Genomic DNA, 15,129 nt, shown 5'->3' with positions numbered 1-15,129 from the left:
TGGAGGAATAAAAAATGGTTATTGATGCAAAAATGTTGTTGATGATTTTTATCATCAATTTGTCATACATTACACTAAATACAATCCGCTTTATGTTAACGATGAAAGGTTATCGTTTGATTGCGCCAATTGTCAGTGTTTTTGAAATAACAATTTACGTTTTGGGTTTAAGTTTAGTCTTAAATCGTTTAGATAATCCTTGGAATTTAGCAGCCTATGCGATTGGTTATGGTGTTGGAATCGGTATTGGGATTCGAATTGAAGAATTTTTAGCGTTAGGCTATATTATGGTGACAGTTATTATTCCAGATGTAGAAAGTAAAATGCCAGAAGAATTAAGGGAATTAGGATACGGTGTTACGATGAATTATGCTTATGGTCGCGAGGGTGAGCGCATGATTTTAGAAATATTAAGTCCTCGTAAAAATGAACGAACTTTATACAAAGAAATTCATAAATTAGAACCAAAAGCCTTTGTCATTTCTTATGAACCTAAATATATCAGTGGTGGTTTTTGGACTAAAAAAGTTAGAAGAAGAAGAAATCAACTGAAAAAATAAGTATTCATTTCTAAAAAGGCGAATAATTTATCCGATTATCTATTTATCGTTCGAATTATTTTGACATGTATTTGATAGATTGGTAAACTAGGAAGTGAAAATAAAAAGAAATGGGGACTAAAGTTGACCGAAAAAGTTGCAGTGATTATGGGAAGTACTTCAGATTGGGAAACAATGAAATTTACGTGTGACATTTTAGATGAATTTGGTATCGCCTATCAAAAAAAAGTTGTCTCTGCTCATCGAACACCAGATTATATGTTTGAATTTGCAAAAGGTGCTAGAGCAAGTGGGCTTCAAGTCATTATTGCAGGAGCTGGTGGTGCCGCTCACTTGCCAGGAATGGTCGCTGCGCAAACAACATTACCGGTTATTGGTGTTCCAATTGAATCTGCTGCATTAAAAGGGATGGATTCTCTATTGTCGATTGTTCAAATGCCAGGAGGAGTTCCAGTAGCTACTGTTGCGATTGGAAAAGCAGGAGCAACGAATGCAGGTTTGTTGGCTTTAGAAATGTTATCAATGACAGATGGGGAAATTGCTGATAAACTAGATAAGAGAAGAATAAAGCTTAAAGAAAAAGTAATGGAAAGTAGTGATGAACTTGTCTAATTTAATTCCACCCGGTAAAACAATTGGCATCATTGGTGGTGGGCAATTAGGTCGTATGTTAACCCTGGCAGCTAAAGAAATGGGCTACTTTGTTGGTATATTAGATCCTGAAAAAAATTGTCCGGCTGCTCAAGTAGCAGATTGGCAGATCGTTGCCAAATTTAATGATTACACTGCTTTACAAGAATTGGCTTTTCGAACAGATGTCGTAACATACGAATTTGAAAATGTGGATGTTGATGCAATTTCAAAAATTGAACATTTAGTTTCCTTGCCACAAGGAAGTGAATTGCTTTCAATTACGCAAGATCGTTTGTTAGAAAAAGCTTATTTAGAGGAAAATAATATCAATATAGCGCCATATGCAACGATTATTGACTTAAATGATATTAGTGCTTCCTTAGATGGAATTGGCTTTCCTTGTGTCTTAAAAACGATTCGTGGAGGCTATGATGGTAAAGGGCAAGTTGTACTTTATAGTGAAGAAGATATTCCTAAATGTGAAGTTCTTTTAAAAACAGGTATTTGTGTTTTAGAAGCTTGGATTCCTTTTGAAAGAGAATGCTCCGTGATGGTAGCTCGTAATGAAGCTGGTGAAATTAGAGTATTTCCAGTTGTAGAAAATTTACATCGAAACAATATTTTACATGAAACCATTGCACCAGCTCGTGTAAGTAATGAGATTAGTGAAGAAGTTGAACGAGTAGCAACCGTAATCGCTAAGAAGCTAAATTTAATTGGTGTTCTAGGAATTGAAATGTTTCTAACCTCTTCTGGTTCTCTATATGTAAATGAGCTAGCTCCGAGACCGCATAACTCAGGACATTATAGTATTGAAGCTTGTTCATTTTCTCAATTTGATTTGCATATTCGTGCAATCTGCGGCTGGCCATTACCAGAAGTAAAGTTGTTATCTAAAGCTGTAATGGTTAATATTTTAGGTGAACATATTGAAGATTCTTTATTTCAAATTCTATTTAAGCCAGAGTGGCATTTCCATTATTATGGAAAAAGTCTTGCTAGACTTGGTCGGAAGATGGGGCATATCACCATTTTAACAGAAAATATTGAACGCACATTAGAGACAATTGAAGATACAGGAATATGGGAATAGGAGCGATGAACGAATGATTGAACGTTATACAAGACCTGAGATGGGTGCAATTTGGACAGATGAAAACCGCTATGATACATGGCTGGAAGTAGAGATTTTAGCCGATGAAGCTTGGGCTGAGCTTGGTGAAATACCTAAAGAAGATGCTCAAAAAATTAGAGAAAATGCTTCTTTTGATGTTGCACGTATTTTAGAAATTGAGGCAGAAACACGTCATGATGTTGTAGCCTTTACACGTGCTGTTTCGGAATCTTTAGGTGCAGAACGTAAATGGGTGCATTATGGTTTAACTAGTACGGACGTAGTTGATACAGCTTATGGCTATCAATTAAAGCAAGCCAATGATATCTTACGTCAAGACTTACAAAGATTTTTAGAAATCATTGGAACTAAAGCGAAAGAACACAAAATGACGGTTATGATGGGAAGAACTCACGGAGTTCATGCTGAACCAACAACATTCGGCCTAAAGTTAGCGTTATGGTATTCAGAAATGAAACGGAATATTGAACGCTTTGAACATGCTGCTAAAGGTGTTGAAGCTGGGAAAATAAGTGGAGCTGTAGGAACATTTGCGAATATTCCTCCATTTGTTGAAGAATATGTTTGTGAAAAATTAGAAATTCGCCCGCAAGAAATTTCAACGCAAGTTTTACCAAGAGATTTGCATGCTGAGTACGTTTCAGCAATGGCACTGATTGCGACAAGTATCGAAAAATTTGCTACCGAGATTCGTGGCTTACAAAAGTCTGAAACACGAGAAGTAGAAGAATTTTTTGCGAAAGGTCAAAAAGGTTCATCTGCAATGCCGCATAAACGTAATCCAATCGGCTCTGAAAACATGTCTGGTTTAGCTCGTGTTATTCGTGGCTACATGGTAACTGCTTATGAAAATGTGACATTATGGCATGAACGCGATATTTCCCATTCATCAGCGGAACGAATTATTTTACCTGATACAACGATTTTATTAAATTATATGTTAAATCGTTTTGGAAATATTGTTAAAAATCTGACGGTCTTCCCAGAAAATATGTTACGTAATATGGATGCTACTTTTGGATTGATTTATAGCCAGCGTGTTTTATTAAAACTAATTGATAATGGAATGAGCCGTGAAGCTGCTTATGATTTAGTTCAACCTAAAACAGCTATTTCATGGGATGAACAAGTCCAATTCCGCCCATTATTAGAAGCTGATCCAGAAGTTACAGCTATTTTAAGCCAAGCAGATTTAGATGACGCTTTTGATTATCATCATCATTTAAAGAACGTTGATGTTATTTTTGAACGTGTAGGCTTAGGTGAATAGGTAAAAAGTAAATGAGTGTAAAAAATCGTATGGAATCCATTTTAAATGATGATTTCATACGATTTTTATTTGTTCATAAGACAGCACATACTTAAATTAAGGTGTTAAAGTGTATATTTCTTTTTAATTGTGATTAATTACACAAATTAAAAAGTAAATAGATAAAAGCATAGACTTTCGAGTCTTTTTCATGGTATATTGACTAGGTAGATTAAGAAAAAAGTAGAATAAATACATTTGTGAAAATAAACACATTGAATCCCTAACGTTGAGGTGTCTGTCCTAACCTAGGCAAGCAAACCTCAAAGCGCTAAAAAATAAAAGCGCTTTAATTAAGTTGGTTTAATCGACTAACTAATCGGAGGGGAAAAAATGGTGAAATTTTTAAAGAACTATAAAAGCTCGTTGACACTCTTAGCTGGTATTGCAGTTGGAGCGATTATTGGGGTGTTTTTTGGTGAGGCAGCACTCTTTTTAGAACCAATTGGCAAGCTATTTTTAAATTGCGTATTTGTACTGATTATTCCATTGATTTTTTGCAGCATGAGTTTGGCTGTAGCAGGTACTGGCAAACAAGGTGTAAGTCGTATTAAAAAAATTCTAGGCTTAACATTGGGAACCTTTGCGATAACAACCTTAATTGCTGTGACTTTAATGTATGTGGCAACGCTGGTTTACAATCCATTTGCTAGTATTGATCGGAATCAATTTTCAGCTTTAATGGACCAGAATCTTGTAGCTGAAAGTCAGTCTTTTGGAATGATGATTGTCAATACAATTAGTGTTGGAAATTTTCTAGACTTATTTGATAAAAGTAATTTATTAGCGTTGATTTTATTCTCTTTATTCTTTGGTATAACACTGTCTTTAATTGGAGAAAAAGCTTCACCTATATTGGCTGTTTTAAACGTGGGGAATGATGTAACAATGAAGATGATCGCACTTGTAATGAAGTTTGCACCAATTGGGTTAGGATCGTACTTTGCTTATACGCTAGGTGAACTCGGACCAAAAATCTTAGGTGGATATATGAAAGCTTTGCTGCTTTTTATTTTGATTTGTGGGATTTACTTTATCTTTATTCTTTCTTTTTATGCTTATATAGCTGGAGGTTTGAGAGGGCTTAAACTTTATTGGCAAAATATTTTCATTCCAGCCCTACAGGCTTTAGGAACGAGTTCCAGTGCTGCTTGTATTCCGACAAATTTAGCAGCTTTAAAAAAAATAGGCGTGCCAGAGGACATTCGAGAAACGGTGATTTCTTTAGGTGCAAATATTCATAAAGATGGTTCAGCTATGAGTGGTGTTTTACAAGTAGTCTTACTATTTACCTTATTTAACCGCGATTTGACGACACTTTCAGCAGGTTTAAGTATCATCTGTGGTGGATTCTTAGTTGGCATTGTGATGGGATCAATTCCTAGTGGTGGGTTTACTGCTGAAGTATTATTGATTGCTTTATTTGGTTTCCCTGTGGAAGTTATTCCAGTAATTGCAGTCATCACAACGATTACAGATATGACTGCGACATTAGTTAATTCAACAAGCAATATAACATGTGCCATGATGATTACAAAAGTTATTGAAAAAGAATCACTTACTCATAAATTTTATGAAACTGAATGTAGTAGTGAAAATCAAGGCATCAAAGGCAGCCCAAAGGAATTAAGTTAATCTGGAAAAGCTTATAAGGGCAAACTCAATAAAAATGAAAGAAAGGGAGAAAACTTAATGACAAAAACAGTCACGAAATTAATGAATGACGATGTCACTACGCTATTTGTAACGGATGGTGAGGGAAATATTTTATTAGCAAATGAATTTACGGCTATGACATTAGGAATGCCGTTGAATACGTTGTTGAATTCAAATGTTTATGATTTAGTTGCAAGTAACATATACAATGCTTCAGCTACAATCGAAACATTAAAAACACATAAAATGTCTGAAGTGAATTTAACAACTAAAGCTGGTTATCAAATAAAATCAAAATCAACGCCAATTTTCTATCCAGATAAAACGCTACACCTAGTTGTAACTAAGTCTGATCCGCTGACAATCGAAGAGTTAGAGCGCTGGACGAAAAATATTGCTGAGACTTCAAAAGAAACCGAGGAATTTAGTGAATTAGAAGTCAATGAAAAAGTGATTGCCGAAAGTAATGAAATGAAGCGAGTTCTGCGAGTCTGTAAACAAGTCTCAAAATACAATAGTCGAATTCTGCTATTAGGTGAATCTGGTGTTGGAAAAGAAGTCGTTGCTAATTACATTCATCAGCATAGCCAACTAGCTGATTGTCAATTCATAACAGTCAACTGTGCTGCAATTCCAGATAATTTATTTGAGTCAGAGTTCTTTGGCTATAAAAAGGGGACCTTCACTGGGGCTAAAGAAGATAAAATTGGTTTGATTGAAGCCGCGGATGGTGGCACTTTATTTTTAGATGAAATTTCAGAAATGCCACTAGAAATGCAAACAAAATTATTACGTGCTTTAGAAACGATGAAGATTCGTAAAGTTGGTGATATTGCCGAAATCCCAATCTCTTTTCGTTTAATCTCAGCATCTAACCAAGACATTTTAAGTTTAGTCGAAAAAGGTAAATTTAGACGGGATCTTTACTATCGAATTAATGCCATTCCTGTTGTGATTCCCCCATTGAGGGAAAGAAAAAAAGATGTACTCGCTTTGGCAAATTATTTTATAGACTACTTTAACCAACAACACCAGCGAAGTATCTCATTAGAAACCCAACATATTAAGCATTTAATGTTGTCTGAATGGTCGGGAAATGTCCGAGAATTGAAAAATTATATTGAATACTTAGTAGTCACTGCAGATCTTGATTTACCCGTTCATCAAGGAGGATACGAAACACCTTCAAATGATCAAATCGAAGAGTCTTTACAAGCGATTGCCGGGGAATGTGATTATCAAGCATTTATCCAGTACGTTGAAAAAATTTATTTTCAAAAAAAATTAGAGTCTAGTGAATGGAATATTAGCCAAACAGCCGAAGAAAGCCAAGTCAGCCGTCCTTTTATTTATAAGAAAATTAACGAATTAGAATTGAAACAAAATGTGACATCTTAACTAAAAAAGCTTTAAAGTGTAATTGTTTGTTACACTTTAAAGCTTTTTACTTGCTCATAGTTAACTACATAAGATAAAGAAATCAAAAAAGATAACTACGAACTAAATTTTTTAGCTACTTGCGAAGTGGTATTAAGGAAGCTTTCTTACTAGCTAACGTCATTAAAAATGAAAGTTGAGAATAACTATAACGCCGCTTTCCAAAAGTTGGCATACAACTTGCTATTAATTCAGGTGTAAGGGATTGAATGTGATTTATTTCACTATTATGTGTGTTTTTCTACTGTTTAGATTTTTCTCAACATTGTAATAAAGTTAGGTTGCTTAATTACAAACAAATAAAGAAAGCAGTTGAGAGATTATTTTAATTTTTAAAATAAAACAAAGAAAGGAAGTTTAATGTGAAAATAATCACTAGAGAAGCTGCTGCCGCATTAATTAAAGACAATGATACATTGGCTTTTAGCGGATTTGAATTAGCTTGCGCTAACGAAGAAGTAGCGATTGCACTTGAAGAGCGTTTTTTAGAAACAAATTCTCCTCAAGCTTTAACTGTGATTCATTCGAGTTGTTGGGGTGATAGAAAAGAAAAAGGCATGTCTCACTTATCACATAAACAGCTTTTGAAAAGATGGATTGGAGGGATTGTTAAAGCCTCATCACCAAAACTTTCAGAGATGATTCAAAACAATGAATGTGAAGCTTACAATTTTCCTCAAGGCGTGTTGGCGCAACTATATCGAGAAATAGCAGCTAAACGACCAGGATTGATTACAAAAATAGGCTTAGAAACCTATATTGATCCACGGATTGAAGGAGGAAAAATGAACGAAGTCACCACCGAAGAATTGATTCAAATTATTGAACTTTTAGATGAAGAGTGGATGTTTTATCCGGCCTTTCCAATTGATGTAGGATTGATTCGCGGAACCTATGCAGATGAAAATGGCAATTTAACATTAGGCAAAGAAGGCTTACATATGGAAGTCTTGCCGATTGCTCAAGCAGTGCATAATAGTGGTGGAATTGTGATTGCTCAAGTTGAAAAAATAGTTAAAAATGCCACTTTACATCCTAAAGATGTTGTTGTTCCAGGTATCTTAATTGACTATCTAGTGATTTCAGAACCAGAGAATCATTTTCAAACGGGGACAACACAATTTGAACCAGCATTTAGTGGTGATGTCAAAATTCCGTTGGCAAATGTGCCTAATCTTGCTCTTAATGAGCGAAAGGTTATCGCCAGGCGAGCAGCAATGGAGTTAGAGCCTAAGATGATTTTAAATCTGGGTGTTGGGATTCCAGTCAGCGTTTCAACGGTTGCTGCTGAAGAAGGAGTTAGCGATCAATTTATCTTAACAACTGAAGCAGGAACGATTGGTGGAATTCCAGCAGGTTTAAAAGATTTTGGTCATGCCTATAATAGTGAAATGATTATTGATCATCATGCTCAATTTGATTTTTACGACGGTGGTGGTTTGGATTTATCTGTTTTAGGTTTAGCTGAAGTTGATCAGTTGGGTAATGTTAATGTAAGCAAATTAGGCAATCAAGTTATTGGCTGTGGTGGGTTTATCAATATCTCTCAAACAGCTAAAAAATTAATTTTTACCGGAACATTTACAGCGGGTGGCTTAAAAACGGAATTAAAAGATGGGAAATTACTAATTTTAGCAGAAGGGCGCAATAAAAAATTCGTGAATAAGATTAACCAAATTACATTTAATGGTGGATTTGCCACTAAAAATAAGCAGGAAGTTTTATTTGTGACAGAAAGAGCAGTTTTTAAATTAGAAAATGGGGAACTTATTTTGACTGAAATAGCACCCGGAATTGATTTGAGTCGAGATGTATTAGACCAAATGGAATTTGATGTCCGAGTTTCTAGCGACTTAAAAGAAATGCCAGTAGAAATTTTTACTGAAAAATGGGGAAAGTTAGCTGAAATAATGGAGGAAAAAAAATGAGTGAGATCAAAAAAAAGGTTGGAATGAATCGCTGGGCGATACTATTTGCCTCAGTTGGAATTATTATCTGCCAAGGTGGTATTTATGCATTTAGTGTATTTGCGACCCCGATTGCTAAAGCTAATGGTTGGAATGTTTCAGATGTCATGTTTGCTTTTACAATTGCGATTGCCATTTCACCGCTACCAATGGTAATTGGCGGTATTATTTCAGATAAAGGTAAGTCGAGAGAATTAATTTTATTTAGTTCTTTACTGCTAGCAGTAGCCTTTATTCTGACAGGTTTTGCAACAGAAAAATGGATGCTGTACTTAACTTATGGCGTCTTTGGTGGATTTGGTTTGAACTTAGGTTACATTGCCTGTATTAATAACTGTATTCGTTTTTTTCCTGATAAAAAAGGCTTAGCATCGGGAATTGTGATTACTGGAATTGGGATTGGAACGATGATTTTCGCGCCACTATCTGCTTGGATGATTGAAAACTTAACTATCAGAATGACATTTGTTGTCTTAGGTGCAATTTATACAGTTATTTCGTTGATTTGTTGTCTAATTATTCGCAATGCTCCGATTGTTGCTAAAGATGTCGAAATAGCGGAAGACACTCCTATTGATCATAAGTGGAATGAAATGTTAAGAAAACCACTCTTTTACATTATTGTATTGATGTATGCAGCTGGTGGGTTTTCAGGTTTAATGATTTCATCCAATGCTGCGGATATTGGTCAGAACATGTTTAATTTGACTCCAATCTTAGCAGCAACATTTGTGAGTATTTATGCGTTAAGTAATTGTTTGGGACGTGTTTTTTGGGGTGGTTTATCAGATAAGTTAAATCGAACAAACACGATGATTTTAATTTTTATATCCATTGCTATCTCATTACTAGCCTTTATTTTTATTCACTCCGTTGCTGGTTTTGCTATCGGTATGATTGGTTTAGGTTTATGTGAAGGCGGAGTAGCTGCTGTCATGCCACCAATTACAATCGAAAGCTTTGGAAATAAGAATCAAGGTGTAAACTATGCCTTTGTTTTTGCAGGGTATTCGATTGCAGCTATGGTAGCGCCGAAACTATCAGCAATGATTGGTGAAAAAAATGATGGAAATTTTACTCAAGCTTTTATGATTGGATTTGGTTTAGCACTTGTTGGGGTAGCTCTGACATTTGTGTATAAAGCTATGCGAAAAGCAATTTAAAGAAAGAAAGGAAGAAGAGAATGAAACAGATTACTGAGATATTAGGCATTAAGTATCCTATATTCCAAGGTGCAATGGCACAAATATCAAAGCATCAATTAGCCGCTGCAGTTTCTAATGCAGGAGGATTAGGGATTATTGCTTCCGGTGGTATGACTGAAGAACAGTTAAGGGAAGAGGTGATTCAGTGCAAAAAGTTAACGGATAAACCTTTTGCTGTCAATATTATGCTAATGGCCCCAAATGTGCCTGATATGGTTAAAGTCGTTGTTGAAGAAGGCGTTAAAATTGTCACAACAGGAGCAGGAACGCCTAAAAACTATATGGAAACGTTTAAAGAAGCAAATATTAAGGTCATTCCAGTTGTACCAAGTGCTATTTTAGCGAAAAAAATGGAAGCAATCGGTGCTACTGCAGTTGTCGCAGAAGGCTCAGAAGCAGGTGGACATATAGGTGAATTATCAACCATGGTGTTACTTCCACAAGTGGTTGCAGCTGTCAAAATTCCAGTTATTGCTGCAGGTGGGATTGGCTGTGGCAAAGGGATGGCTGCTGCCTATACCTTAGGTGCCCAAGGAGTTCAAATGGGAACTGCTTTCATGTTGGCTAATGAATGTCCCATTCCTGAGAATGTTAAAGAATTTATTGCAAATGCCAAAGAAATGGATACGGCAGTTACAGGGCGTAACGGTGGTGCTCCAGTTCGGAGTTTGAAAAACAAAATGATTGAGCAGTATATTCAATGGGAAAAGGAAAATATGCCTAGAGAACAATTGGAAGAATTAACCATGGGATCAGCTCGTAAAGCGGCAGCTGGTGATATTGAAAATGGTTCCGTAATGGCGGGGCAAGTCTCAGGTTTAATAAATGAAGTCAAATCAGCGCAACAAATTGTCGATGATGTATTAGCAGAAGCGAAAGTAACGATTAAAAATGTACAATTAAACTTTTAGGAGGAAAATAAAATGTCAGCAGCAGAATCAATAAAAAAAGTAGTTTTAACCGGGGAAGATTTAACACTAGATGAATTAATTGCAATTTCAAGATTTAATGTACCTGTTGAAATTAGTGAGCAAGCGATTGAGGAAGTTAATCGTTCTCGTAAAATCGTTGATGAAATTGTTAACGAGGAACGTGTTGTTTATGGGATTACAACTGGCTTTGGTTCATTATGTAATGTTTCAATCTCAAAAGAAGATTCCGTTCAACTGCAAGAAAATTTAATTAGAACTCACGCATCTGGATTTGGTGCACCTTTTTCGACAGACATTGTACGAGCAATTATGGCAATTCGGGCTAATTCATTAACGAAAGGGTACTCAGGAATCCGATTAATCGTCATTGAAAAATTAGTTGAAATGTTAAATAAACAAGTTCATCCAATTATTCCAGAAAAAGGATCACTAGGAGCATCAGGTGATTTGGCACCACTATCACATATGGTTTTGCCGATTTTAGGCCTGGGAGAAGCAGAGTACCAAGGAAAAGTTCTTGATGGAAAAGTGGCAATGAGTGAAGCGAACATTGATACGATGGCTTTGGCTTCAAAAGAAGGATTAGCCTTAATTAATGGGACACAAGCTTTAACAGCCTGTGGTGGTTTGGCACTATACGATGCTATTCGTCTATTAAAAGTTAGTGATATTGCAGGTGCTTTATCTTTAGAAGCGCATAACGGTATCATTGATGCATTTAAAGAAGAGTTACATGTAATTCGCAACCATGAAGGGCAAGTATTAACGGCTAAAAATGTCCGTAATTTACTAGAAGGCAGTACATTTGTAACAAAACAAGGTGAAATAAGAGTGCAAGATGCTTATTCATTAAGATGTATGCCACAAATTCATGGTGCAAGTAAAGATGCCGTTCGATTTGTCCAACATAAAGTTGAAATTGAAATCAATTCTGTTACAGATAATCCAATTATTACACGCGATAAAGAAGCAATTTCTGGTGGGAATTTCCATGGACAACCAATGGCTTTACCGTTTGATTTCTTAGGAATAGCCGTCGCTGAAATTGCGAGTGTTTCTGAGCGTCGCTTAGAGCGTTTAGTTAATGCAGAACATAATAACCTAACCTCATTCTTAGTAGCTAAAAGCGGTTTAAATTCAGGTTTTATGATTACACAATATGCTGCGGCAGCTTTAGTATCAGAAAATAAAATTTTAGCTCATCCAGCATCAGTAGATTCTATTCCATCTTGTGAAAATCAAGAAGATTTGGTTAGTATGGGTACAATTGCAGCTAGAAAAGCTAAAAGTATTGGCGAAAATACCTCACGTGTTGTAGCTACTGAAGTTTTAGCTGCCTGTCAAGCGATTGATATGCGCCGAGCGATTAACCCTGATTATAAATTAGGTAAAGGAACAGAAGCAGCCTATAATGTAGTTCGAAAACATTGTGGTTTCCTTGAAGAAGATAAAAATATTGAAATGTACAAAGAATTAGATACCATTACGAACTTAATCATGAGTGATGAGTTTGTGGATGCTGTTGAAGCAGTCGTAGAAATGACATACTAGATCTAGCATAAATGTAAAAATCCAATCTTATGAAAATGAGATTGGATTTTTTTATGATAGTATTGATTGGCTACTTTTGGAATGCATCCATTCTTAAAAAAGTCCCTGGTTTACTTTGATAAGAATTAATTAATGGAACTAAGCGTGTAAAGTGTTCAGAGTTGCAATGCTTTTCCAAAGCTAGCTCGTTAGGCCACTCTTCAATAAAGATAAAATGTCCTGGATCTTTTTGATCAACAAAAAGATTATATGCGAGACAATCAGGTTCAAGCTGGGTTTTTTCAACCAATTCGCGATAAAGTGGTTTGACTGTTTCTAGATGTTCTAGCTTGATATAATCTTCTGCAATTAATTTTAACATGGCTCTCTTCCTTTCTCTTGTAGCTAAATAGACTGTAGCACAAAATTAGACACAATACGATGAATAAAAGTATAGTAGAATAGATAACGAATGGTATAATGATTAAAAAGAACTTTGGAGGGTGAAAAATGAATCAGAGTAAACAGGTAAATTTATTGCGTGAAAATTATGAAGTAATTAAAAGTAGTGGGGTTCACTTTATTGACAAAAGAATGCGTTACTTAATAGCACGGTTTTTTTACAGGAAGTGCTCAACGAATTCAGCCAGAATTATTTTTACATACGAATCTTAAATTAAAGCAACAAAGTGGTTTGTTTACGAATTTAACAAGTACAGTTAGGGCATCAATTGCAAGTTTGCTTATTGCCAATGAAATGAATACAAATCGCTATTACCATGAACTAGCTGATAATTATCAGCTTTTGCTCGATTCAGGATTTAAGCGTTCTGAATTCACTTATTTTACAGCCTACCAATTGCTACATTCAGAAGTACAAGATCGGAAGAAAATTGTCAGAGAAGGGAAAGCTATTTTCGAAGCAATTCAGAATAATCATCGGTTTTTAAAGGGGAGATCAAGTTGTTCAATGGCTATCCTGATAGCACAATTCAATCTTGATAAAAAAGCCACAGAAATAGCTGGAATAGTAGACTATTACTTCCAAGAATTAAGTCAAATTGGTTTTAGAAAAAATGAACAGTTGTATTATTTAGCTGCTTTGGGAGCTATGTTTTATCAATCCCAGCAACCTATTTTTATCAATCAAATTCAATGTATCTTAAATCAGTTGGATGAAATGGAAATTCCATTAAAACCTCTTTATTATACTACAATTGGTATTTTAGCATTTACTCAAGGCGATCAAACTAAATTAATGAATGAAAAGGAATTAAGTGAGTTCATCCAAGAAATACGATTACTACCAGGGATGCGATTCCAAAAAGAGATTTCTTTTGCCTTAGGGTTAAGTTTATATACTGAAAAATTAAATTCAAATTTAAGTAGTCTTGAGATGGAAAGCTTATTATTAGCTTTGCAAATTCAAATTTTTAAAGAAAATCAACGAGTTTACAGTGCTTCAACCTAAGTTCATAAAAAGGGTATTTCTGCCTCGCATCATTAGTCTATGTAAAAAAGCACATAAAAAAGCCACCTGTTGGAGTGCAGGTGGCTAAAAGGAGTTGGTTCTCTTTACTTTGGAGGAGTAAAGAAAATGAAAAATAAAAAAAGTTTGTTTGTTGTTTGTTGGTATGAAACTAGTATATAACTTAAATATGAATATTTTGTGACCAAAGCATAACGATAATGTAACTTTTTTGTGAAAAAAACGTGACTTTTATAAAATAATTTGATTTATCTTAATAGAAATTTTATGAATAAAGAGGAGAATATAAAGTATCGTTGGTTTCACTAGGAGGAGAAAGATGTCATTTATTAGAGGGTTACTACAATTTACGTATCAGCAAGTTCTGTGTTGTTTATTTCCAGGCGCAATTTTTTTTGCATTAATCGTAACAAAATATTTTTCTATACCCGGAATTGCCAGATATGATTTGCTTTTATTTATTTGTATTTTAATTCAAGTATTGTTACTTTATTTTAAACTAGAGACAGTTGACGAGTTGAAAGTAATTATGTTATTTCATGTAATAGGTCTTGTTTTAGAAATCTATAAAGTCAATATCGGATCATGGAGTTATCCAGGCGCAGGTTTTTGGAAATTAGGTGGCGTGCCTTTATATAGTGGGTTTATGTATTCTAGTATTGGAAGTTATATTTGCAAAGCTTGGAAAGTTTTTGATTTACAATTGAGTAATTGGCCAAATCAAAAATTAGTGATTACTTTAAGTTTAGCTATATATGCTAATTTTTTTACGCATCATTTTATTTGGGATTTCCGTTGGATTTTGATTTTACTTGTTTTTATTTTATTCTATCGAACATGGGTTTATTTTACAGTTGGTGGAAAAGTGTTGAAAATGCCAATGAGTTTTTCATTTTTTTGTATCGCTTTTTTTATCTGGGTAGCTGAAAATATAGCTAGTTTCTTTGGAGCATGGGCATATCCAGATCAATTAGCACGTTGGCAACTTGTTCATATTGGCAAAATAACTAGTTGGTACCTTTTAATTATCATTAGTATTATGATTGTCGCTGAACTAAAATTGAAAAAAACAAGTCATTTGTTCAATGAAAGTACTGAAATAAAAAGCAATAACTAAGGTTTATAAAAATATGACGAAGTTAAAATAAATGGGGAGGAGGTCCTATTGTGTTTTAATTCACATTAGAGGGCCAAAAAATTAAGTTTTATGCAAAAAAGCTTTAAAAGCTGATGAAATTAGAGTATAATTAAACAACGTTACATATGTTTATAAATA

At 34.8% G+C, this 15,129-nt stretch carries 13 protein-coding genes; 12 read left to right on the top strand and 1 reads right to left on the bottom strand.

Translation table 11 applies throughout. From position 1 onward, the window contains the following. Positions 1-14: 14 nt before the first annotated feature. From BR77_RS07050 to hutH, 10 genes are all read left to right on the top strand, one after another. A complete protein-coding gene (locus BR77_RS07050) occupies positions 15-560 on the top strand; it encodes a DUF2179 domain-containing protein (RefSeq protein WP_010050863.1) in 546 nt (181 codons plus the stop codon). Between the two features lie 123 nt (positions 561-683). Further along, on the top strand, positions 684-1,172 hold the full coding sequence (gene purE, locus BR77_RS07045; protein WP_010050865.1) for a 5-(carboxyamino)imidazole ribonucleotide mutase: 489 nt from the start codon (positions 684-686) through the stop codon (positions 1,170-1,172). Beyond that, the gene (gene purK, locus BR77_RS07040; RefSeq protein WP_035064409.1) at positions 1,159-2,286 is read left to right on the top strand and encodes a 5-(carboxyamino)imidazole ribonucleotide synthase; all 1,128 of its coding nucleotides are present in this window, start codon (positions 1,159-1,161) and stop codon (positions 2,284-2,286) included. Before purE ends, purK begins: the two co-directional genes overlap by 14 nt. Positions 2,287-2,299: 13 nt before the next feature. Beyond that, a complete protein-coding gene (purB, locus tag BR77_RS07035; protein WP_015075733.1) occupies positions 2,300-3,598 on the top strand; it encodes an adenylosuccinate lyase in 1,299 nt (432 codons plus the stop codon). Between the two features lie 372 nt (positions 3,599-3,970). After that, positions 3,971-5,272 carry a dicarboxylate/amino acid:cation symporter gene (locus BR77_RS07030; protein ID WP_015075734.1) on the top strand — a complete coding sequence of 434 codons (1,302 nt, stop codon included), beginning with the start codon at positions 3,971-3,973 and terminating at the stop codon, positions 5,270-5,272. A 57-nt stretch (positions 5,273-5,329) separates the two neighbouring features. Continuing rightward, a complete protein-coding gene (locus BR77_RS07025; protein ID WP_015075735.1) occupies positions 5,330-6,691 on the top strand; it encodes a sigma-54 interaction domain-containing protein in 1,362 nt (453 codons plus the stop codon). Positions 6,692-7,092: 401 nt separating this feature from the next. Continuing rightward, on the top strand, positions 7,093-8,658 hold the full coding sequence (locus tag BR77_RS07020) for an acyl CoA:acetate/3-ketoacid CoA transferase (RefSeq protein WP_015075736.1): 1,566 nt from the start codon (positions 7,093-7,095) through the stop codon (positions 8,656-8,658). Next, entirely contained in the window at positions 8,655-9,860 is a 1,206-nt protein-coding gene (locus tag BR77_RS07015; RefSeq protein WP_015075737.1) for an L-lactate MFS transporter, read from the top strand. Before BR77_RS07020 ends, BR77_RS07015 begins: the two co-directional genes overlap by 4 nt. 20 nt (positions 9,861-9,880) lie before the next feature. After that, positions 9,881-10,813, top strand: a complete 933-nt coding sequence (locus BR77_RS07010; RefSeq protein ID WP_015075738.1) for a nitronate monooxygenase — start codon at positions 9,881-9,883, stop codon at positions 10,811-10,813. Between the two features lie 12 nt (positions 10,814-10,825). Next, complete coding sequence (gene hutH, locus BR77_RS07005; RefSeq protein WP_035064405.1) at positions 10,826-12,385, top strand: histidine ammonia-lyase; 1,560 nt, start codon at positions 10,826-10,828, stop codon at positions 12,383-12,385. Between the two features lie 70 nt (positions 12,386-12,455). Here the strand turns inward: hutH and BR77_RS07000 are convergent, their stop codons facing one another. Then, positions 12,456-12,746 carry a putative quinol monooxygenase gene (locus BR77_RS07000; protein WP_015075741.1) on the bottom strand — a complete coding sequence of 97 codons (291 nt, stop codon included), beginning with the start codon at positions 12,744-12,746 and terminating at the stop codon, positions 12,456-12,458. Positions 12,747-13,004: 258 nt separating this feature from the next. Here BR77_RS07000 and BR77_RS06995 point away from each other — a divergent pair, with 258 nt between their 5' ends. Both BR77_RS06995 and BR77_RS06990 read left to right on the top strand, forming a co-directional pair. Then, positions 13,005-13,835, top strand: coding sequence for a DUF4003 family protein (locus BR77_RS06995; protein ID WP_080639133.1), 831 nt, complete (start codon positions 13,005-13,007; stop codon positions 13,833-13,835). Positions 13,836-14,172: 337 nt separating this feature from the next. Continuing rightward, on the top strand, positions 14,173-14,970 hold the full coding sequence (locus tag BR77_RS06990; RefSeq protein ID WP_015075745.1) for a DUF817 domain-containing protein: 798 nt from the start codon (positions 14,173-14,175) through the stop codon (positions 14,968-14,970). The last annotated feature ends 159 nt before the right edge of the window (positions 14,971-15,129 follow it).

The organism is Carnobacterium maltaromaticum DSM 20342 (genome assembly GCF_000744945.1).
GTDB lineage: Bacteria > Bacillota > Bacilli > Lactobacillales > Carnobacteriaceae > Carnobacterium > Carnobacterium maltaromaticum.
Note: the sequence above shows the minus strand (reverse complement) of the source record. Positions and strands in the feature narration are given on the sequence as shown.

What these genes read in the sequence shown, in the direction of transcription:
- BR77_RS07050 (WP_010050863.1), top strand. Translation starts at nt 15, where the DNA reads ATGGTTATTGATGCAAAAATGTTGTTGATGATTTTTATCATCAATTTG.
- purK (WP_035064409.1), top strand. Translation starts at nt 1,159, where the DNA reads ATGAACTTGTCTAATTTAATTCCACCCGGTAAAACAATTGGCATCATT.
- purB (WP_015075733.1), top strand. Translation starts at nt 2,300, where the DNA reads ATGATTGAACGTTATACAAGACCTGAGATGGGTGCAATTTGGACAGAT.
- BR77_RS07030 (WP_015075734.1), top strand. Translation starts at nt 3,971, where the DNA reads ATGGTGAAATTTTTAAAGAACTATAAAAGCTCGTTGACACTCTTAGCT.
- BR77_RS07025 (WP_015075735.1), top strand. Translation starts at nt 5,330, where the DNA reads ATGACAAAAACAGTCACGAAATTAATGAATGACGATGTCACTACGCTA.
- BR77_RS07015 (WP_015075737.1), top strand. Translation starts at nt 8,655, where the DNA reads ATGAGTGAGATCAAAAAAAAGGTTGGAATGAATCGCTGGGCGATACTA.
- BR77_RS07010 (WP_015075738.1), top strand. Translation starts at nt 9,881, where the DNA reads ATGAAACAGATTACTGAGATATTAGGCATTAAGTATCCTATATTCCAA.
- hutH (WP_035064405.1), top strand. Translation starts at nt 10,826, where the DNA reads ATGTCAGCAGCAGAATCAATAAAAAAAGTAGTTTTAACCGGGGAAGAT.
- BR77_RS07000 (WP_015075741.1), bottom strand. Translation starts at nt 12,746, where the DNA reads ATGTTAAAATTAATTGCAGAAGATTATATCAAGCTAGAACATCTAGAA.
- BR77_RS06990 (WP_015075745.1), top strand. Translation starts at nt 14,173, where the DNA reads ATGTCATTTATTAGAGGGTTACTACAATTTACGTATCAGCAAGTTCTG.